17 protein-coding genes and 1 pseudogene are annotated in these 21,110 nt (G+C 60.9%); 13 read left to right on the forward strand and 5 right to left on the reverse strand.

The window, feature by feature from the left end:
* The first annotated feature begins 291 nt into the window (after nucleotides 1-291).
* From D9R08_RS14690 to D9R08_RS14715, 4 genes are all read left to right on the forward strand, one after another.
* On the forward strand, nucleotides 292-2,361 hold the full coding sequence (locus D9R08_RS14690; RefSeq protein WP_121898810.1) for a polysaccharide biosynthesis protein: 2,070 nt from the start codon (nucleotides 292-294) through the stop codon (nucleotides 2,359-2,361).
* Nucleotides 2,362-2,369: 8 nt separating this feature from the next.
* Complete coding sequence (locus tag D9R08_RS18935; protein WP_158599013.1) at nucleotides 2,370-3,584, forward strand: glycosyltransferase family 4 protein; 1,215 nt, start codon at nucleotides 2,370-2,372, stop codon at nucleotides 3,582-3,584.
* A gap of 496 nt (nucleotides 3,585-4,080) precedes the next feature.
* Nucleotides 4,081-4,914 carry a glucose-1-phosphate cytidylyltransferase gene (rfbF, locus tag D9R08_RS14705; protein WP_121898811.1) on the forward strand — a complete coding sequence of 278 codons (834 nt, stop codon included), beginning with the start codon at nucleotides 4,081-4,083 and terminating at the stop codon, nucleotides 4,912-4,914.
* Between the two features lie 745 nt (nucleotides 4,915-5,659).
* Nucleotides 5,660-6,793 carry a glycosyltransferase family 4 protein gene (locus D9R08_RS14715; protein WP_147450694.1) on the forward strand — a complete coding sequence of 378 codons (1,134 nt, stop codon included), beginning with the start codon at nucleotides 5,660-5,662 and terminating at the stop codon, nucleotides 6,791-6,793.
* Between the two features lie 88 nt (nucleotides 6,794-6,881).
* Here the strand turns inward: D9R08_RS14715 and D9R08_RS14720 are convergent, their stop codons facing one another.
* The 4 genes and pseudogenes from D9R08_RS14720 to D9R08_RS19650 all read right to left on the reverse strand — a co-directional run bounded on the left by D9R08_RS14720 (nucleotide 6,882) and on the right by D9R08_RS19650 (nucleotide 9,926).
* Entirely contained in the window at nucleotides 6,882-7,565 is a 684-nt protein-coding gene (locus D9R08_RS14720) for an HAD family hydrolase (protein ID WP_121898813.1), read from the reverse strand.
* Nucleotides 7,562-8,536, reverse strand: coding sequence for an ATP-grasp domain-containing protein (locus tag D9R08_RS14725; protein ID WP_233557487.1), 975 nt, complete (start codon nucleotides 8,534-8,536; stop codon nucleotides 7,562-7,564). Before D9R08_RS14725 ends, D9R08_RS14720 begins: the two co-directional genes overlap by 4 nt.
* A gap of 421 nt (nucleotides 8,537-8,957) precedes the next feature.
* Nucleotides 8,958-9,166, reverse strand: a pseudogene (locus tag D9R08_RS19645) (helix-turn-helix domain-containing protein); the annotation flags it as partial.
* 544 nt (nucleotides 9,167-9,710) lie between these two features.
* Nucleotides 9,711-9,926 carry a hypothetical protein gene (locus D9R08_RS19650; protein WP_407690612.1) on the reverse strand — a complete coding sequence of 72 codons (216 nt, stop codon included), beginning with the start codon at nucleotides 9,924-9,926 and terminating at the stop codon, nucleotides 9,711-9,713.
* Nucleotides 9,927-10,196: 270 nt separating this feature from the next.
* Here D9R08_RS19650 and D9R08_RS14740 point away from each other — a divergent pair, with 270 nt between their 5' ends.
* Nucleotides 10,197-11,036, forward strand: coding sequence for a sulfotransferase family protein (locus D9R08_RS14740; protein ID WP_121898815.1), 840 nt, complete (start codon nucleotides 10,197-10,199; stop codon nucleotides 11,034-11,036).
* 182 nt (nucleotides 11,037-11,218) lie between these two features.
* On the opposite strand, the gene D9R08_RS14745 is transcribed toward D9R08_RS14740, so the two are convergent.
* Complete coding sequence (locus D9R08_RS14745) at nucleotides 11,219-13,246, reverse strand: 4Fe-4S binding protein (RefSeq protein WP_199709379.1); 2,028 nt, start codon at nucleotides 13,244-13,246, stop codon at nucleotides 11,219-11,221.
* Nucleotides 13,247-13,408: 162 nt separating this feature from the next.
* Between D9R08_RS14745 and D9R08_RS14750 the strand changes: the two genes are divergently transcribed.
* From D9R08_RS14750 to D9R08_RS14785, 8 genes are all read left to right on the forward strand, one after another.
* Nucleotides 13,409-14,086: a biotin/lipoate--protein ligase family protein gene (locus D9R08_RS14750; RefSeq protein WP_158599014.1), complete on the forward strand. Its 678-nt coding sequence runs from the start codon at nucleotides 13,409-13,411 to the stop codon at nucleotides 14,084-14,086.
* On the forward strand, nucleotides 14,086-14,661 hold the full coding sequence (locus tag D9R08_RS14755; RefSeq protein WP_121898817.1) for a DUF6505 family protein: 576 nt from the start codon (nucleotides 14,086-14,088) through the stop codon (nucleotides 14,659-14,661). Before D9R08_RS14750 ends, D9R08_RS14755 begins: the two co-directional genes overlap by 1 nt.
* Nucleotides 14,658-15,674 (forward strand): DUF6352 family protein, encoded by a 1,017-nt coding sequence (locus tag D9R08_RS14760; protein WP_121898818.1) that lies wholly within the window; start codon nucleotides 14,658-14,660, stop codon nucleotides 15,672-15,674. The genes D9R08_RS14755 and D9R08_RS14760 overlap by 4 nt, the downstream gene beginning before the upstream one ends.
* A complete protein-coding gene (locus D9R08_RS14765) occupies nucleotides 15,674-16,210 on the forward strand; it encodes a DUF3305 domain-containing protein (protein WP_121898819.1) in 537 nt (178 codons plus the stop codon). The genes D9R08_RS14760 and D9R08_RS14765 overlap by 1 nt, the downstream gene beginning before the upstream one ends.
* Before the next feature lie 3 nt (nucleotides 16,211-16,213).
* Nucleotides 16,214-16,960, forward strand: a complete 747-nt coding sequence (locus D9R08_RS14770; RefSeq protein ID WP_121898820.1) for a DUF3306 domain-containing protein — start codon at nucleotides 16,214-16,216, stop codon at nucleotides 16,958-16,960.
* Nucleotides 16,961-17,109: 149 nt separating this feature from the next.
* Nucleotides 17,110-17,859 carry a TorD/DmsD family molecular chaperone gene (locus D9R08_RS14775; RefSeq protein ID WP_233557489.1) on the forward strand — a complete coding sequence of 250 codons (750 nt, stop codon included), beginning with the start codon at nucleotides 17,110-17,112 and terminating at the stop codon, nucleotides 17,857-17,859.
* A gap of 62 nt (nucleotides 17,860-17,921) precedes the next feature.
* Nucleotides 17,922-18,131, forward strand: coding sequence for a hypothetical protein (locus D9R08_RS14780; protein ID WP_121898871.1), 210 nt, complete (start codon nucleotides 17,922-17,924; stop codon nucleotides 18,129-18,131).
* A 5-nt stretch (nucleotides 18,132-18,136) separates the two neighbouring features.
* Nucleotides 18,137-21,100: a formate dehydrogenase subunit alpha gene (locus tag D9R08_RS14785; protein WP_121898821.1), complete on the forward strand. Its 2,964-nt coding sequence runs from the start codon at nucleotides 18,137-18,139 to the stop codon at nucleotides 21,098-21,100.
* Nucleotides 21,101-21,110: the final 10 nt, after the last annotated feature.

Consider the following 21,110-nt stretch of genomic DNA (forward strand, 5'->3'; position numbering starts at 1 on the left):
GAAAGATGAACGCTATGGTGTAGGAGTTACGCCATGGCGTAGGACTTACGCCTTAGGAAGATTACAGGCCAATAGGCCACGATAGACTGCGGCATTTTTTGCAATTTCTTTACTGGGTTCTGGGGGAACGCATCATGAAGCAATACAGCGAATTATAAGCGGCTGAGATGTGATCTCAAAGCTCATTAATCCCGTCGTCAGAACGGGCTAGATGTAAAATGACGGGCATTTGCGCCCTTCATTGAGGTCTTCGAGCATCGGCATGGAAACTGATGCGGGGGCACAATTCCTATGGGTGTTTTTTTGTGGTGGACGGATCCACCGCGTTTTATAAGTGCGTTTGAAGCTCGGCTGTCTGAACGCAACGCGTTATCGAAAGTAGCCGCGCAGCTGAGGGGCAATTGGCGCCTGTATCTTATGGATGTTACTGCGTTCGCAGTTTCGGCCGCCCTTGCCATGTTGCTCCAGAACTCTCCTAGCCTGATCGCTCCAATTGACTATAAAATAGGGCCATTCGTCCTAATAGCCGCGATATGTAGTGCGGTCTTATTGCCATTCTCGAGGATCTACCGCCTTGATGCACGATCGTTTTCGCTGCGCGATCTCACGGCAGTTCTGTGCGCTGCTACGGCCGCGATCGTGGTCGCTGCAACGATGCTTTTTGCATTGGGCATTATGCAACCGGCATCTACTTTCATCGTTCATTTCCTGGTTGCTGTTCCGGCACTTTGTGCAACGCGAATTGCAGCAAGACGGAGAGAGCTTCATCAGAAGCGCCTGACGAAGGAGGACGATCCACGTCTGCCTGTCCTGATGATCGGCAGTGGCGCGACGTGCGACCTGTTCCTGCGATCCCTGATGCAGCCTGATGCGCGCTATCGCGCTATCGGCATTGTCGATGATGCCCGCGGACGGGAACAACTCTACTTCCATGGCGCCCTGATCCTGGGGTCAGTTCGCGAGCCCGGTCTGGTGATCAAATCCCTCAGTGAGTGTGAGCGGCCCCGGAGAATTTTCCTCACTGCTCCTCTCACGCATTTCGACAGCGACGGGATCGAGGCCATTTTGGAATGGGCGGCGCGTCAGAGCATTCCAGTATCGCGGTTGCCTGACCTTGGCGAAACTGACGCCTTCGGCGCAGGCTGGCAGTCCAAGACGGGAGACACGATAAATCCCGATGAAATTCTAAACAGGCCCCAGCAGGTTGTCGAAAGGTCCCTGCTCCGCAACATGATCAAAGGCCGCCGCGTCTTGGTCACCGGCGCTGGTGGGTTGATCGGATCCGAACTTGCTCGCCAAATCGCCTCGTTCCAGCCGGCGGAACTCGCACTGATCGATTCAAGTGAATTCAACGCTTACTCGATCGACATGGATCTGCACCGTGACTTTCCCGACGTCCAGCGCCGGGTATACGTGGCATCTATCCGCGACGCCCACCGTCTCGACGAGATTTTCAAGGCTCATATGCCGGAGCTGGTGTTCAACGCTGCCGCGCTGAAGCATGTTCCGATGGTCGAGCGTGATCCATGCGAGGGTGTGTTGACCAACGTGATCGGCGCGCGGAACGTCGCCGATTGCGCACGCGCCGTCGGAGCGATCGCAACGGTCCAGATCTCCACCGATAAGGCCGTCAACACCACGAACGTCATGGGGGCGACGAAGCGCGTGGCGGAATTCTACTGTCAGGCGCAGGAGCGGATCACGCTGGAGACGCAAGAGCGCACGCGGTTCTTCGTCGTGCGGTTTGGTAATGTGCTGGGGTCTTCCGGATCGTTGATCCCCTTGTTCCAGCGGCAAATTGCGGCTGGTGGGCCCCTTACCGTGACCGACGCACGAATGGAACGCTACTTCATGACGATTGGTGAGGCGGTTCAGTTGACCTTGCTGGCAGCGGCGCAAGGGCTTGAGCGGCGCTCGGCCTTAGGAGAGATTCTGGTTCTGGATATGGGCAAACCGGTGAAGATCATTGACCTCGCCCGTCGTATGATCCGGCTTGCCGGCCTTCGGCCCGGGAAAGATATACGTATAGACATCATCGGCCGTCGACCCGGTGAAAAACTGTTCGAAGAGCTCTTCGACGCAGAAGAGGAAATGCGGGAAAGCATCGTGCCGGGTCTCCATTCTGCCGTGCCCGCAGGCGTACCGATTGCCCGTTTGCGCGCAGCTATACTCCAGTTGGAAAAGGCAGCGATTGCCTGCGACGAGGCCGAGGTGCGGCGCGGCCTTTCGGAATTGGTTCCTGGATACGCGGCGTCGCATTGCTGCGATGAGGTGCCCACATGCGCCACTCCCAAGCCTCGCAAACCGAAAATGACAACTCCGCTTCCGCCCGCTCGGGTGTACAGCACGGCGGGGGTGTAGGCCCGAACATGACCGCGATCACATCCATCATGCGACCGTCGATTGAAGGCAAGCGAGTCGTTCTTATTGGCAGCTTGGGTTACTCTCTGGTCAATTTCCGCCTCGATCTGATGCGCAAGATCGTCGAACTCGGGCATGAGGTGATTGCCGTCGCTCCGGAGTTCGATGCCGAGACCGTCGCTACGCTCTCCAGCCATGGAATCCGAACACGGACGGTTCCAATGGAGCGGACTGGAACCCGTCCGGTTATGGACCTGCGCACCATCATCGCCCTCGTCCGCATATTCCGGGAGGAAGCACCGGATCTTGTCCTGCCCTACACGATGAAACCGATCGTCTACGGCAGCCTTGCCGCACGCATCGCCGGCGTGCCCGAATGCTATCCGCTGTTCACGGGCCTGGGGTATCTCTTCGCAGGCGATCTCGACACGCGCCGGCGTCTTTTGCGCTCGGTTTCGATTGCCCTGCACCGAGTTGGACTGCGCAAGGTGACCGCTGCATTTTGCTATAACGATGCCGAGCTGAAGGACATTCGGCACTTCCGCTTGATCCCATCAACCGTCTCGCTGGTGAAGGTTCCCGGTTCTGGCATCGACACAATGCGCTTTTTGCCGGAGCCAATACCCGAAGCTGCGCCACGGTTCCTCTTTGTCGGACGCCTTCTGAGGAGCAAAGGCCTTGATGTGTTAGCCACCGCTGTACGGCTGCTGCGAACGCAAGGGCATGATGTAACGGTCGACCTGCTCGGACCAGAGGATTCAAACCCCGACGCCGTTGACCGAGCAACATTGGACGCATGGACAAAGGAGGGTCTCTTCCGCCCGCTGGGCGCAGTACGAGATGTTCAACCAGTCTTCGCGCAATCGAGCGTTTTCGTCCTTCCGACCAAGTTGCGGGAGGGTGTTCCGCGCACCATTCTGGAAGCCATGGCTTGCGGACGTCCGGTTATCACCACCGATGCGCCTGGCTGCGGAGAGACAATAACTGACGGGGTTTCAGGCTGGGTTGTACCACAGAATGACCCCGAGGCCTTGGCTACTGCAATGCTTAACTTCATCAAGGCGCCGGAGAGTATCGCAGAAATGGGGTTGGCTGCTCGGGCGGAGGTTTGCAGGAACAACGACGTGCGCAGGGTGAATGCCCTGCTTGTCAAGCATATGGGCTTGGACGCTCGTGCCTTACAGGAACCGAGTCTTCGCGCCGGCGCTGAGGCGGCGGCGTGACTATACCGGGCTTCTCCATAGGCGTGATTGACCCGAGGGTTACGATGGGAGCCACGATGGCGCGGCTGCCAGCCGCGGGCCTTCTTTTCAGGCTTCGGGTGGCTGCCTCATATGCGCTGCAATCTTTGCGTCGGGTATCGGGGCGTGAGCCACGCTTGCCGGGAAAGTCTTTAGTGGCCTTCCTTGTATCTTCGCCGCACCCCTGTAGATCGTTTTCAGACCGCGCCGTTCCGGCAGACTACTTCGGCATGTGGCAGGACTTTCCGCGATCTGCGCCGAAGCAAACGACTATGGGTTCAGTGACGCGAGCGGCCTTCAGATCAGCTACGGCACAGCGATGTTTTGTCTGGCACCGGACGCTTGCGTGCTTCTGTCATCGACAAAACAAGGAGTAACGACACCGTAGCACCGCAACAGGCAAAGGCAGCGCTGAGGGATATTGCGCCCAATGCTTGAATAGTCTTGCAAGAATGTTGAATGTAAAGAGGACTTTGTTTTGAAAACTATAATTCTAGCTGGGGGGCTTGGGTCACAGATTGGCGAAGAATCGGTCCGGATACCCAAACCTTTGGTCGAGCTGGGCGGTCGCCCCATCATCGCCCGCATTATGGATATCTATAGCCATTTCGGCCATCGTGACTTCATCGTAGCGGCGGGTTACAAGTCGCTTCTCATCAAGCAGTTCTTCGCCAATTACAGTCTCATCGCCAATGATATCACCGTGTCGGTTGACAGCGGCAAAATGACTCTGCGCCCCGTATCGCGCGAAGAATGGAACGTTTCGATCGTTGATACAGGGCCGACCAACTCGACGAGTGGTCGCATCCACCGATTGAAGGATTGGCTCGATGGTGAGACGTTCATGGTCACCTATGGTGATGGACTCGGCAATGTGGATATTGATGCGCTGCTGACCTTCCACCGGAGCCATGGCAAGCTCGCCACGGTGACCGCGGTCAGGCCGCATGCACAAGTCGGATGCATCGATATCAAAGGCGACCGCGTCCATACGTTCAGCGAAACTGTCCAAAACAATGAGACGTGGATCAACGGTGGCTTCTTCGTCTTCGAACCCGACGCGCTGAACTACCTCATGGATGACGCTGAGCCTCTGGAAAAGGGCCCTTTGCCGCAGATGGCACGGGACGGCAACCTTATGGCCTACCGCCACTTTGGGTTCTGGCATCCGATGGACACGCTGCGAGATCGAAACAAGCTTGACAGACTTGCAGCCGAAGAGCTGCCTCCATGGCTTGAGTTTGACGATACCGAACCGTCGCCGCCCATCGCAAACGATGAAAACTGGAAATCTCATTTCGTGTCGGGCTGAGGGAACGGACCATGGCGTTTTTCAACGATGTACCTTTTGGCGACACGTTCTTCGGAAAACGGGCCCTCGTCACAGGGCATACCGGCTTCAAGGGAGGCCGGCTCTCACGCTGGCTGGAAAAACTCGGTGCCAATGGCATTGGCCTGGCTTCACTGTCGAGGCGTGCGCGCTCGGTTTGCGATGCTTGTGGGCTGCCGTACCCTCGTGCCGCCCCCGAATGCGAGGCACAAACGCCAGATGCAAGAGACCGATTCTGGTGTGGCCCCCTCGCCCGCCCCGCCCGCGCTCGGCTGTCGTCCCAAGTCTCATTCAAAGAGGCGCTCAGCCCGATAACAGCGTAGTATCTGCACACCGTGAAGGGCAATAGTGTGAAGGCAACGACAGAGGAACAAATCATTCATCACATTCGCCGCATGGAAATGCTCTCGTATGCTCCGGCGTCCTGCTCTGCCGGGTGAACGGCGCAGATCTATGCCCGTTGGGGGACAACTTCGGACAGTCGCCGCAGGCCGGAACCGATACTGGTGATGCAGTCACACTTCGCCGCGCCAAGAAAAGACATCACGGAAGCCTGCTCGGTTCCGGCTACTCGTCGAACGATCCGGCCGATGCTGTCCTCGAACCTCTTGAGGGGTACCTATCGCACCTGTCATCGCGTTCACCACGGCCCTGCCCCAGAAGGCCTAACCGCAAAACGACACCGCCCCCGGGGCCCGACCCGGCGGGAGCAATCAGGAGTAAGATCGTGCGAATTGTTCTTTTTCATGGAGGCTTCGGTGCAGGAGGTACGGAGAAAGTCGTAGCGCTGCTCGCCCGACACCGGGCAGCATTGGGCGACGAGGTTCACGTCGCGGGATTGACCGAACCGCCGAACGGAAGCTTCTTCGATTACCCGCCCGAGGTGAGCCTTCACGTGGCGGACCGAGAAAGTGGTGCTTCAGGCCACGGCGGCCAACTTCTCCGGTTCCAACATACTCGCCAATGCCTGAAGCAATATCGTCCGGATATCGCGATCGCCTTTCTTACCAAAGTCAACACCTTAACGGTGCTGGCCGCGATGGGAACCGGCGTGCCTGTGATAATCTCGGAGCGCAACAACCCCAGTGCGCAGCCGGCAAGCGCGTTCTGGAGGCCGCTCAATAGATTTGCCATGGCTCGGGCCGCAGCCATCGTCATGCAGACAGAACGCATATGCAGCGAACTTCCCATGACCCTGCAGCGACGTTCTATCGTGATCCCGAACCCCTGCTCTCCTATCGGCCAGCCTCGTATGGCACCGCCAGAAGGAGAGGGTGTACACCTTGTAGCGGTGGGCAGGCTGGACCCACAAAAAGGCTTCGACCTTCTCCTTCAGGCCTTCAAAAAGATCCGATGCCGTCACACAGACCTAAAACTCACGATTTTTGGTGAAGGGTCCCAGCGGGAAGCACTTGAGGGGCTTTCCAAACGTCTTGGCATCGACGACGCTGTCCGATTCCCTGGTGTTACAGCGCACCCAGGCGCTTGGATCGAGGAGGGTGACATTATGGTCCTGAGCTCGCGCTACGAAGGATTTCCCAATGTCGTTGCCGAAGCAACTGTCAGCGGCCTGCCCGTTGTCGCCTTCGATTGCCCCTACGGTCCGCGCGAGTTGATAGAAGACGGGCGCAACGGAATGCTGGTCCGAGAAGGCGACGTGGATGCCTTGGCCGAGGCGATGTCCCGCTTGGCTGCCGACCCGGACTTACGCGCCAGCATGAGAGCGGCGGCACCGCTAAACCGCACCCGGCTGTCCGAGCATGCCGTAATGCGGCTTTGGGACCAGACAATCGACGCCACATTGCAAAAGCGGGATCTCCGCTCGGTGGGAGCTGTCAACGGCGTCTCACACAAAACCTGAAAGGAAATTGTCGCGAAGCGTCGCGGATCTTCCATTAGTGCTACGCCTGTCGCCTTTCACTGATGCGGTGGACTCAAGACGAAACACCCTAATCTACCGCCGGAGGCGTCCATCCGAGCATTTGCAATGTTCGCTCGAGTGCGTCGAGGGTCTCGATCTGGGCGTGAGGCGAATGCGCTTCGTCGGGCGGAGGCGCAGTGTGAACGCGGCCGTTCCGACAGATCTGGATCGCATACCACCCGCGGGCCCGGGGCGTGACGAAATCCTTCAAGGCATTGTCGGCAACGTAAACAAGAGGCGCCCCACCCGCCGCGGCCTCCATTTCTAGAAAGGCCCGGGGGTGCGGCTTTGAGAATTCCGTTCCCCATGCGCCGGTGGGCCGAAGCACTGCAAAACTCGACGCGATACCGAGTGCGGCGATCTTTGCCCGCTGCGTCGCTTCCGGCCCGTCTGTGATCAGTCCCAAGGGCAGACGCGCGGCAAGCCGGTCAAGACACCGCCGCGCATCCCCGCAAAGCACGATCTTCGGGACGTGACCGCGGTACCGCGCCACGAGTTCACCAATCCTTTCGGGGTCCGCCGGCAGATCCAGCGCGGTCAGCGCCTCGTTAAATGCCTGCTGATGCCGCCCAGCTTCAAAAGCGCTACGGCAAAGCGCGCCAAACCCGGAACGCCCTGTCGTCTCTTCGATATGGGTGTCAAGCGCAGCGTAACCGGAGAACGCGAAATCACGCTCCAAGTAGAGCGTGTCATCCAGATCGAAAACGATCAAGGAAGCCCTCGGAAAATGGCAGCGTCATAGCGCAGCATTTCGACCCCCTCGACCCAGTCATCATGTGCCGTTGAGCTGCCGCTCGTTACTTCCTCCAGAAGCCAACGCGCGGCAGTCGCACCGGCCGCGTGGGCCAGTGGATAGCCGCCACCAAACCGCGCATTGATCTCGATTACACGGGGGCCCTGTACGACGTCGTCGATCACCTGGAAACAGGCCAAGCCGCGCAAGCCGGGAAGCGCCGTGGCGATCCCCTCAGCGATCGACCGCAGATCCTGCCGCCGTTCCGTGCGGCCCTTTTCCACCTCACCCGCGCGAACCGACAGCCGGACATGCGGTATCACGGCACTTAGTCGCCCATCAGCTTCGACGAACATGTTGATTGTGAATTCCGGACCCCGAAGGCAATCCTGCGCGATCATGGGCTCACCCGCCTGGCTCGGAAGGTCCTCCGGGCGATCGACCACGGCCAACCCGCGACTTGCGCTGCCGCCCGATGGCTTGAGAAATACCGGCCAGGACAAGAGATCAGGTTCGGCGCGAAGGGCATCCAACGTCTGCGTGCGGGGCACCGGCACGCCAGCGGCGTCCAGTACCTCGGAAGTGCGTGCCTTATCGCGAACCACTGCGATGGTTGCAGGGTCGGAGACATGAACCCTTGCGCCAAGTTCGTCGAAGCCCGAGACCGCTTCGGAAAGTGGCATCAATTCTGGGTCGATGGTCGGAATCACGAGATTTGAGCCAGTCTCTGCGACGATCGCGCGCACCGCTTCGGCATAAGTGGGGTCGTCGCAGCGCGGCACCTGGAAGGCCGCATCAGCCCGCGCACAAGCCGCTGAAAGCGTCGGCTCAAGATCGCAAGCGAATATAGGTACGTCGAGACCAAGCTCGCGCGCCGCGGCCCGAAAGCATTCAAGCAACTCAACCCTGCGCCCGGCCGAGGTCAGCAGCACGCCTGCAGAACCATTCAACAGATCAACCTCAAAAACCTCTACATACGCCTAGGCCATAAGGAACGCTAAACGATATTACCGCAAAACTGCAACTGTATCGTGATTACCCAATTCAGTGACTGGATTGCACAACAGCGCTCGCTTGGTGCTGTAATGTGCGGGCAACGTCGTCGGCGATGTGGGCGCGACAGCGCGATTGCTCCCAATGGTGGCATATCATTGCCACAGGCCGAAAACACTGACGACTTCCTGATGCAAAGATTGACCGCGCCATGAGCCCGACACTCCGCACCAACGACGCCCTGGCGCGGGGGATCGGCTTGCTTATACCGTTACCATATTATGTCGAGCCGGGCTCGGGGCCAAAGGTGCAGGGTCGGTGTTGAAGAACGGCTTGAAGTCGCAGCTTTGCCCCATTGTGCGCAAATGTTCAGCGCGCTGTCAGGACCGTGATACGCGGGTCCCTCCGAGCAGTTTTCAGGTCTTCGACCGTCACCCGCGTCCACCACTTCGCCACCGTCTGGGGATTGATGCCCAGCTCCCTGCTCAGCTGCGCGAGCGAAGCTTGCGATCGCTGTATTGCAGCTCCGATGGCGTGCGTGGTCGTGCGCAGCCGTGACGAACTTGTCTCGTAATGCTTCCTTCCATGCCTGAGAAAGGGTCGCGCCATCAAATCGTGGGATCAAACGCCTAAGAGATTGGCGATACTACTACGGATAAATCGAGCCCGCGCCTTGGGATGCTATGGTTGACCAAGCGGCCGAGCCGGTGAAGGATCAGAACAGTGTGTTTCGGAGCAGGCGCCTTATAAGTATTGACCAGAAATGGGATGATGATGTCGCGGCCCTAGTCTTGATTGAAGCCTTTTCGGGAAGTATCGTGCAAAGCCAGAGCGACCAGCACAAATACCGTGACGCGATTGGACGGGGAACCACCTGCGTTTTCAGTGCTCGGAAGACAATACCTGTGACATCCCGCATGATTGTAGATCTGTTTTCTGAAGATCTCTGGTCTTCGGCGGTACCATTCCTTGAGAGTGGCGATGGGGGTTTTCGCCTTGAGGATGGATTGCGAGGGCTGGGTATTGTTGAGATGGATTTAGCGCAGGATTGTCTGCTCCAGTTCCTCTCCTCTCTGGGGTGGATGGCTCTGACGGACGCCCTCGACCCGACCGTTGAACCGCTCCACCATTCTATTGCAGCACGACCGCAGCAATCTCCTGCGCCGGTGTCAACGTCGTCTGAAGCTTGGGTGGTGTGTGGACGTCGTCCCGCCTGCCCCACTTCCAGACCGTCTGCTCGGATATCCTGTAGCGTTCCGCCAACACCCATGCCGGATCTGTGCTCACTTGGATCCCAACCCGGAACTTCGGTGTCGTCGTCGCCTGCGTGTGAAGAGAAATCAGCATGTCACACCCCATCCCGAACTCCGCGCAAGATCAGCCTTGCCATGAAAAGCGCAGATCGGCGAGAGTCAGTAAGATCATCCCGGATGAAACATCCAGGGTGTCCTTTGCGACCAAACTTCCGACGAACTCAGACGCCTTCTTCTATAGACAAGATCGCATTGCCACACCTGATGAAAGCTTCGATGCCCAAAAACCGAAATAGCAGTCTCGCGCTGCAACCGTCGACCATAAGTCTGTTTCTAGCGCACCAACCGCAGACGATCGTAGCAAATGAAATTCAATGATATCAATTTCCTGATTATAGGGGCCGGGAAGTCAGCGACAACCTGGCTTCAAATGCAGCTTCAGTCGGATCCGGCGGTTTACATGCCTGACCCGGAGCTTCACTTCTTCTCCCGAAACTACGATCGCGGCGAAGACTGGTATTTGTCGCAGTTCGATGATGCGGGGCTTGGCAGGACTGTTGGAGAGAAATCAAATTCTTACCTCTACGCGCCCGAAGCAGCGACCCTGATCAAACGCCACCTACCCCACGTCAAACTCATTGCACAGCTGCGCAACCCCGTTGAACGGGCCTACTCGAACTACTGCATGCTTTTCAGACGCGGTGAGGTCGGGGCGGACATAGAATCCTATCTTGAACCCAATTTGGCGGGTGACAGCCGGCTGCTGGTATCCGGGAACTTTGCATCTCATTTGCAGGCGTTCGTTGACCTTTTCGGGCGCGAGAAGCTTCTTATCCTTTTCTTTGAGGGGGTGGCTGGAGACCCAGAAAGGCAAATGTCGCAGGTGCGCACTCACTTAGGACTAGAACCGCACCCTCTTGCCCCTGACGCAGGGAAGAAAGTCAAGGACAAATCGGCCCCGAATGTTTCTGAGGAATGGAGCAAACGCCTTGGCTGGATGAAACCGATGGTACGCCCCCTGCGAGGCACAGCCGCTTTCGAAGCCGCAAGAGGTTGGATTGCGCGCGAGATCCAGTATCCACTACTGACGGACGATTTGCGAAATCGCCTGTACGATTATTACGGTCCGTCTATCGCAGCGCTGGAAAGCTTAAGCGGTCAGTCCCTCTCCCATTGGAATGACCCAATGGATCGGACCGAGTGACAAGCAGCTTAGGTATGTTGCCTTCTGCCGGTTTTGTGGACGGTTGCGGGCTTAGAGAATCCGGCTTTTCAGCGGTGGTCCTTTGTTAGTTGATTGGTGACTTATAGCCGAAAGCCGAGTGGTGGCGAGAGGGGATGTATCAGCCTTCGATGACCTCGAAGCAGCCGCCTGCCGGGCTCCGGTCAGTGGGGTTTGCGCGCATCCTCCTCGGCGATATGGTCCTCGATTGTGCGCACGCGGCGGGTGTCTTCGGAATGCGGGTCGAATCCTTCGTTGACAACGGCCTCCACGCGGCAATCCTCGCACATTTCCAGCACCTTCATACGCTTCTCGCCGTCGGGGCCGGCGAACATCCAGTGCGACGCCAGTTTCTCCTGAATCCGGGAGATCGCGCTTTGCGTGGCGAAAGGTTTGCCACAGGACGTGCAGCAGAAGGGAGCCTCTTCGTTCAGAATGCGTTTCGGCGCCGCCCAGGTCTCGAAATCAATCTGAGGCGCCAACGTGATCGCGTTTTCCGGACAGGTCTGTTCGCACAGGCCGCATTGCACGCAGGCCGATTCCGTAAAGCGCAGCATCGGGGCCTCGGGGTTGTCCAGAAGTGCATTTGCCGGGCATGCGCCGGTGCAGGCCATGCACAGGGTGCAGGCATCGGTATCGACAATGACGGCGCCGAACGGGGCGCCCTTTTGCAGCGGCAGCGATGTGGTCGGCGTCGGCGCGGCACGGTTCATCTCGGCAAAGGCCGTGACCAACAGCCCGCGCTTGTCCTCCGGCGGCAGGAACCCGGAGGGCGCAACGCGGCGCGGGCTGGTCGGCAGAGCGGCCAAGGCGTCTTCCAGCTGATCCGGATCATCGGTTTCGATCAGCGTGCAGGGACCGTGACCGGTGGCGGCGCCAACTTCGGACACCAGCGCCAGGCCGTCCCGCAGCCCCGACAGGTCGTGCAACGGGCGGCTGCGCCCCAGAAGCGCCACGGCACCGGCGCCATAGGCCATCGCCGCGGCCATGATTTCAGGCCCGACCTGCGAAATCTCGTTCACGGCAAACGGGATGACATGGGCCGGAAGGCCTTTGCCAAAACGGGCGGCGGCGTCGATGAGCGGCTCGCCGTGATCGGCGTCATGAAACAGAACATGGGGCGCCAGCTTGCCTCCCGCGTCGTGCCACGCCCGAAGGCCCGCGCGGATCTGACTGGCCACCGTCGCCACATCCGGCAGCGCGTAGGATGCCGCCCCGGTCGGACATGCGGCGGCGCATTGGCCGCAACCGGCGCAGATGTTCGGGTCGATTGCCACGCTGTCACCGGCCGGTTCGATGGCGCCCGTCGGGCAGAGCGACAGGCAGCGGGTGCAGCCGGTGATCTCGTTGCGGGAATGCGCGCAGAGATCGGCGGCGAAATCGATGAAAACCGGCTTGTCGAAGGTCCCCACCATTTGTCCGGCTGCGCTAACCAGACGGGCCAAGGCCAGCGGGTCGCGCGGATCGGCGCGAAGGTATCCGGGGCGCAGGCTGTCGGCGGGGAAAAGCGGCGTGTCGCCGGTCAGGTCGATGATCAGGTCGGCGCGCGACACCGCCCCGTCTCGGGCCGCGCCGAAGGTCAGAACACGCCGCGACGATGGCTCTGGCGCGGCGTAGTCGTCAACGCGCAGCGTAAACGCGCCAAGATGGCCCTCGGCGTTGCGGATCGCGCCCTGAAGCACCGGAAACAGCGTCTGTCGTGGCGGCGCGACCTCGGCCCCCGGCTTCAGCAGGACCGTGATGTCGAGCGTCGCGGCCAGCTCAGTGGCCACCTCAAGCGCAACGTCGTCGCGTCCGAGGATCAGCGCGATGCCGTTGCTTTCCATTGTTGTATAAGAAAAGTCCGCAGGCTGCACCGCTGCAACCGCAACCAATGCCGCCATTTTCGGCCCGCTTTGCGCAGCGTCTGCCGTCCAGCCTGCGGTTTCGCGGATATTGACAAAGCGCAGATCGACATCCGGCGCCTCGGCTTCGGCGACCTCCCGAAACAGCGGCGCCTCCTGCGTGCAGGTCACCGTGACCGGCCGACCGGCGGCAAGTGCTGCCTGAAACCTGTCAAGATTTGCACGGCACAACTGATGCACCGCTGGATCACCGCCGCATCCGGCCTTTTGCAGCGCGGCACCGTCCGGGTTCATCGTCCCTTCGCAGGTGCAGGTCAGAATCGTCCGTGTGCGCGCACCATGTTCCATAAGATCGTTGCTTCCCTGTTTGTGCTGCTGGCGCAAGCAGTTGGCGATGTACAAGGCCAATCCTTGCGCTTGCTGAGTTTCCCTGTAGGACTCTCCTGAAATTCAAACTTATGCAAGGCAGGTTCTGTTTTGGACGTCGTCACTCCTCCAAGATCGCTCGTGTTGCCTCCGCCCTATACGGCCCACTGGCTGCCCTCCGGCGACCCGTTCGAAGACGCACAGCGCCGCGCTGCAGATGAAGGTGCCGGCACACTTGTCTGGCGCGGCTCCGCTGGTCACGACGCCCCGGGGCGACTGGATTTCGCCGTCGTGCTGGAGCCCGACATGCCGCTTTCCGAGGCGCGCAAAGCGGTGCTGGCGGGCATGGTCGCGCTGGCCGATGCGGTGGCCGCCCACGCGCCGCCGGAGCGTGACATCCGGTTCGACTGGCCGACGGGGCTGGTGCTTGACGGGGGCCGTCTGGGCGGGATGCGCTTTGCGGTTGCCCCTGACACGCAGGAAGACGCGCCGCCCGACTGGATGGTTCTGGGCGTCGAGTTGATCGCAGATCGCGACCATCTGGAACAGGCCGGCACGCATCCCGGCTCGGTATCGCTGAAGGAGGAGGAGTTCCTCGACCCGCCGGCCATCATCGAAAGCTTCGCGGCGCATCTCATGCTGAACATCGACCGCTGGACGCATGCGGGCTTCGACACCATCGTGCAGACTTATGTCGGCCGCCTGATGGAAGACGCCGCTCTGGGCGACGCGGGCGAGCGAATTTGTGACGGCAGCGTGGAAAGCCTGGAGACGGGGTTGGCCAAGGCCGATTGGCGCGATGCTAACGGGCCGAGATTGTGATGCGCTTGCTCAGGACGATCCAGCTTGATCAATCCGACAAGGTTGTCTTTGCGCAGGCCGCGGAAGCGGGTGAGTGGGCGGTGCCTGGCACATTTGTCTTTGCGGGACGCCCGCCTGAGAGCCTAAGCCGCAAGGAACAGATTGCGTTCCGCTCGGGCTTTTTGGGGGTAACGAGTTTCGGATGGTCCACCTTGGCCGTCGTCACCGCGACGCGGGGCGACGATCACGATCAGGCGGTCACAGCGCTGGCGCATCAACTGGTCCGGCAGCTGGGCGCCCCGGATCTGGGTGCCGCACTGCCTGCGGCCCAGGAGGAAATTGCACTGGCGGCAGATCTCTGTCGGGGACATGATGAGGGGACATTGATCGCGCTGCATCGGCGCATCGACGAGACCGGTGCGCTACGTGAACAGTTCCGATCCCTGAGACCGCGGGATGAAACGGCCTTTTCCGCGGGCTATCTGCAAGGCCATGACAAAGCGTTCCATTTCGTCGAAACCGAAGACGACCAGGAAGACGACGCGGGGATGCAGATCGATCTGACCGCCTTCGGGCGCGGAGAGGGAGAGCCATGAGAGAGTTCTGGGTGGCGTCGGGCCATCATCTGACGCAGTTGGGCGCCGACAACCGCATGCGGGTGACGGACGAGCTGATCCTGGCCTGGCTTGCGCGCCCCGAAGTGATGCCGCCCGAAGAGGCATGCGCGGCGGAGCTAGCCCTGTTCGGCAAGCTCAGGGCGACGCCGCAGGCACCCGTTGCGCAATCCGAAATCGACGCGATGGAAGACGAGGATGCCCGGGAGAACTGGACGTTTCTGATCACCCTGCGAGACACGCTTGTCGAGGCCGGCAGCATCGAGGCCGGTTATCTGGCGCTTCTGCGCGACGGTGTCCGTTTGCCGGTGCTTTTTTACAATCAGCTTGTGCAGTTGATCCTGCGCAACGCGCTCGATGGCTGCGACGATACCCGTGTCCTGCGCGCGGCGGAGCTTTTCTTCCGGCCGCAGCGCGCCTTTGTCAAGGATGGCGGTCTGATGCTGGCCGATGACGAACTTGTCGAAGAGCTTGAGGCGGAACAGCATAGTTCGCCGCTGACCGCGATGCTGGGCGGCGGGGTCGAAGGGCTGGACGTTCTCAATGATGAAAACGACTGGACCTACTGGAGCCGGTCGGACGCGCATTCGATGGTGTTGCCGTTCGGATCGGATCTCAAGGCTCGGGCCGCGCTTGGTGCGGTGATCGAGCGCTTCGTCCTGCATCTTCTGGGTCAGACCGTCGTCGTCACACCTCTGATCGAAACGCGGGATGTCGATCTGCGCTGGTTTGTCGGGCTCGACCCGGTCGGAACGGGCATCGGCAATGCGCTTTGGAACGGTGCGACGCCAAAGGGCAGCCTTGTGGGGATCTATGCGCTCAACTTCCTGTCGGACGAGGCGCTTTTGCCTGCCGCCGCCGGCCATCCGGTCTATGTTTTGGTCGGGATGGGCGATGACAGCGTGATCCGCTGCAAGCCGCAGAATCTGGTCATGGGCCTGCCCCTGGCCGCGCCGCCGCCTGCCCTCGCGGCCGCCGTAACGGAGGATGTTTGATGCCGAAGGCTATCCTGCGTCTGGGCATCGTGGCGATGTCGCGCCCGCCGGTCACCCAATGGTCGGGCCGCGTCCTGCGCCCGGTCTCCGTGATGATCGACCTTCCGCCGCTGGAGGCGGGCGCGCTGATGGCCGATCGTGACGGCGTGCAGACCGTATATCTGGGCGATCACGAGCTGGCGCTGCATTCCGGCGAGACACGGCATTACATCGACAACCTGATGGCGCGGCAGCCTTCGGTCTGGGTGGCGATGGACAATGATCGTATCGCCGTCGTCACCGTCGATCCGTATGAGGGAGAGGCGCTGGCCAGCGATCCCGAGCGGATGGTCGAAGCGGTGCCGATGCCCACGACACTCGCCGCACGGCTGGATGCATTCGTCAAGGAGCATCACGTCGACGAGGTCTTTCACAAGCGCAAACGCGTGCCGGCGACCTCGGCCGATGCCCCCCGTGCACCGCGGATCCTGCAGCCCCAGGCCAAATGGGTCCAGACCCGGGGCCGGTCCGGGCGCGGCCCGCTCGGGAAAGGGTAAGCGATGTCCGGAGAAGAGAAGAAACACCGCGACGGAGAAGGGTTTCTGGCCGCATGGTCGCGCCGCAAAAGGCGTGTCGCGCGGGCGGAAGCCCAAGCGACGGACGCGGATAAACAGGCGGCCGAGCCCGACACAGTTTCCGAGACCGATACCGGGCCGGAGCCAGAGACGGAGCCGGACATCAGTGCAGAAGAACTTGCCGCGCTGCCCCCGATCGACGAGGTCAGCGGCGCAACCGATCTGCAACCATTCATGAAACCTGGGGTGCCCGAAACCCTGCGCAAGGCGGCCATGAGAAAGGTCTGGCTCAGCAACACGTTGATCTGCGATCACGACGACCCGGCCGTTGACTACGCCTGGGATTGGAACGCGCCCGAAGGCGTGCCGGGCGCCGGCGGCGTTTTGCAGGGGGACAAGGTCTCCAAGATGATGGGCGACCTGATCAATCGCAACCGTCACGAGGACGTGCAAAAAGAGCCTGAGGACGACGCGCCGGACGTGGCGGATTTCGCGCAGGAGGGCGGGAAGGATGCAGTGTCGGATGCGACGCCTGCGGACGCGGAACCCGATTCCGTCTCGCAGGCCGAGCCCGCGTTGCCGACAGACCCGGTGCGCCGTGGCGGCCAGCCCGCCCGCACGGATGCGCGCAGCGATGGCGGGTCCGATGCCGGCGAGTCGCGGATGGAGCGGGACGAAACAACCCCCGCGCCAATGGCGCCGCGCCGACACGGCGGTGCGATCCCCGAGTAGGATAAGGAAGGCATGGTTGGCTGCGCGATAGGTTTTTCCGTATAATCCCGATAGGCCTTTTACAATAAAGCTTTTTTCCGCCCCTTACGCTAGGAAAACACCGTTGCCTGTTGTAGGCAGGACCAGAATAATAATCAGACTGTCGGGGCGTGGAATCATGCTACGCTTGTCGTCAGCGCAACAAAGGGCCGTTTTTCGGGTGTACTAGCCATAACACTCGTCTGGCGGGGGAGATTCGGTTGAGTGGTTTAAGCAAGGGTAAAACCGAGCCAACCAGCGACAGTCAGAATGAACAGAGGGCCCAACACTGGGGCTTGCTGTCCTCGCTGCTCGTTGCGCCGCCTAAAAAGGATCTGCTTGCGGCGATTGCCGGGCTCCACGGAGATGACACGGCCTTGGGGCAGGCCTATCGGCGGCTGGCAAAGGCCGCGCAAACAGCCGATCCCGCCGCGGTCGAACGCGAGTTCTTCGAGCTTTTCATCGGGGTCGGTCGGGGTGAACTGCTCCCCTATGCATCCTTCTACATCACCGGCTTCCTGAACGAGCGACCGCTGGCCGATCTGCGCCGCGACCTCGCGGTGATGGGGGTCGAGCGCGCCCAGGGGCGTCACGAGCCCGAAGACCATATCGCAAGCCTGTCCGAGATCATGGCCGGTCTGGCGTCGGGCCAGTTCAGCGCTGATGCACTGGGTTGCGGTGCCGCCGGTGAGGCAGGATTCTTTGCCCGTCACCTCCAGCCATGGGCGCCGCAGTTCTTTGACGATCTCGCCGTCGCACCAAGCGCGGATTTCTTCCGCCACGTGGCGGAGATCGGCAGCGTGTTCACAGACATCGAAATTCGCGCGTTTGAGTTGGCGCGCAAACAGGAAGGCCCCGCTTCGGCGGCAGCCGCACATTAGTGCATTCATCACAGTTCAGAGCAGGTGCGTCATCGCCGTGCCAAATGACCAGGGAGGACAACATGGTAGAGAAAAAGGCGAAACCTCAGGAAATCACGCGCCGCGGATTCGTGGGCGCAGTGGCCGGTGTATCCGTCGGCGCGGTTGCCGCGGGCTCGGCGCGCCCGGCATTTGCCGAAGAGGTCGGCGATGAGCGCACGAAACAGCGCTATCAGGAAACCGAACACGTCCTCGCCTTCTACCGCACCAATCGGTACTACACGGGAGAATAACAAAAATGCTTGTCAAACGCAGACAACGCGATGCCGCGCGTGGCGGCCTTCAGGGTTTTGCAACCTCCGTCGCGGCACGCCCCGTTGACCGTCGGTCCTTCCTGCGGGGCTCGGGCCTGGCCGTTGGCGGCCTCGCCGCCGTGACCGCCTTTGGCGCAGGCACGGTTCGCAAGGCCGAAGCCGGCCCCACCGATTTCAGCCAGCCGATCGAGGTGAAAACCAACATCTGCACCCACTGTTCGGTTGGGTGCACCGTTAAGGCAGAAGTTCAGAACGGGGTCTGGGTTGGCCAGGAGCCCGCCTGGAAAAGCCCGATCAACCGCGGCACGCATTGCGCCAAGGGCGCGTCCGTGCGCGAACTGGTCCATGGCGACCGTCGCCTGAAATACCCGATGAAGAAAGAGAATGGCGAATGGGTCCGGATCTCCTGGGATCAGGCCATAGACGAAATCGGCGAGAAAATGCTGGAGGTGCGCGAGCGTAGCGGCGCGGATGCCGCCTATCTGCTCGGCTCGGCGAAATTCTCGAACGAAGGGGCCTATCTGTTCCGAAAGTTCGCGGCCTTCTGGGGCACCAACAATGTCGACCACCAGGCGCGGATCTGTCACTCCACCACGGTTGCAGGTGTTGCCAACACCTGGGGCTACGGCGCGATGACGAACTCCTACAACGACATCCGCAACTCCAAGACGATTGTCTTCATGGGCTCGAACGCGGCCGAGGCGCATCCGGTGTCGCTGCAGCACATCCTGACCGGCAAGGAAACCAACCGCGCCAATGTCATCGTGCTGGACCCCCGCTTCACGCGGACGGCGGCGCATGCCACCGATTACATCCGCATGCGTCCCGGCACCGATATCGCGGTGATCTGGGGCATCATGTGGCACATCTTTGAAAACGGGTGGGAAGACACCGAGTTCATCGATCAGCGCGTCTGGGGCATGGATCAGATCCGGGAGGCCGTGCGGGCCTACCATCCCGAAGAGGTCGAGCGCATCACCGGTATCCCGGGCGTGACGCTCGAGCGTGTGGCGCAGACCTTCGCGACCCAGAAACCGTCGACCTTCATCTGGTGCATGGGCGGCACGCAGCATACCGTGGGCACCGCGAATGTGCGGACCTACTGCAACCTTCTGCTGGCCACCGGCAACGTCGGCAATATCGGCAACGGTGCCAACATCTTCCGCGGCCACTGCAATGTTCAGGGCGCCACGGATTTCGGCCTCGATATCGGCTCGCTGCCTTGCTACTACGGCCTGTCCGAGGGCGGCTGGAGGCACTGGTCGCGCGTCTGGGAGGTCGATTACGAGTATCTCCAAAGCCGTTTCGACGCGGTTCCGGCCAAAGGCGGCCGCGATGCGCGGACCCCTCAGGAGAACATGAGCGTTCCCGGCATCCCGTCGACGCGCTGGTTCGATGCTGCAACTCTGGACGCCGAAGAGGTCGATCAACGCGACAACATCAAGGCGATGATCGTCTTTGGGCATGGCGGCAACACAGTACCGCGCATGGGTGCGTCGAAAATCGGGATGGAAGCGTTGGACCTGCTGGTCGTCGCCGATCCGCATCCGACCACATTTGCCGCCTTGCATGATCGCACGGACAACACCTACCTGTTGCCGATCTCGACCCAGTTCGAGTGCCATGGCAGCCGGACGGCCTCAAACCGTTCGGTCCAGTGGGGTGAAAAAGTTGTCGAACCGATCTTCGAAAGCGACAATGACTACGCGGTGATCTACCGCCTGGCACAGCGCCTGGGCTTTGCAGACGAGATGTTCAAGAACTACGAGATGGTTCAGGGCAAGTTCAGCATGGAGCCGACGGCGGAATCGATCCTGGAAGAGATCAACCGTGGCGGCTGGTCGACTGGCTATACCGGTCAGTCGCCAGAGCGTCTCAAGGCCCATATGCAGCATCAGGATCAGTTCGATCTGGTGACGCTGCGCACCTATGACGGTGCCCCGGAGGAAATCGCGGGCGATTACTACGGGCTGCCCTGGCCATGTTGGGGCACGCCGGAGATGCGGCACCCCGGCACGCATATCCTCTACAATCCGAATATCCCGGTCGCGGATGGCGGCGGCGGCTTCCGTCCGCGCTTTGGCCTCGAACGCGACGGTCAGACACTGCTGGCCGAGGGAAGCTATCCGCCCGGATCGGATATCGAGGACGGTTACCCGCAGTTCACATATGGCGTGCTGCAGAGCCTCGGCTGGGACAGCGAGCTGACGCCCGATGAGCTTGCCACGATCCAGCGCATCGGGGGCAACGACCCCGAAGCCATGGCCGCGGTCAGCTGGTCGCTTGACCTGTCAGGCGGCATCCAGCGGGTCGCGATATCCCATGGCTGTGTGCCCTTCGGCAACGGCAAGGCCCGCGCGGTGGCATGGAACCTGCCCGACCCAATCCCCGTTCACCGGGAGCCGATCTACAGCCCGCGTCCCGATCTGGTCGCCGACTATCCGACCCGCGACGATGGTCGCCAGTTCCGCGTGCCGAATATCGGGCACACGGTCCAGGCCTCGGCGGTGGACCGCAATATCGCAAGCGACTTCCCGATCGTGCTCACCTCGGGCCGTCTCGTGGAATACGAAGGGGGCGGCGAGGAAACGCGTTCCAACCCGTGGCTGGCAGAACTGCAGCAGGACATGTTTGTCGAGGTGAACCCGGCGGATGCGGAAAGCCGCGGCATTGTCGATGGATCATGGGTCTGGGTACGCGGTCCGGAAATGGACAGCCGCACCCGCGTCAAGGCGCTTGTGACAGAGCGTGTCGCCCCGGGCGTCGCCTTCATGCCCTTCCACTTCGCCGGCTGGTTCCAGGGTGAAGATCAGCGCGGCAAGTACCCGGAGGGTACCGACCCGGTGGTTCTGGGCGAAAGCGTCAATACCGTAACCACCTATGGCTACGATCCGGTGACCGGCATGCACGAAGGCAAAGTGACCCTTTGCGAAATCGTGTCCGCGTAAGGGAGGAAAA

Origin of the sequence: Rhodophyticola porphyridii (genome assembly GCF_003688285.1) — a bacterium.
Lineage (GTDB): Bacteria > Pseudomonadota > Alphaproteobacteria > Rhodobacterales > Rhodobacteraceae > Rhodophyticola > Rhodophyticola porphyridii.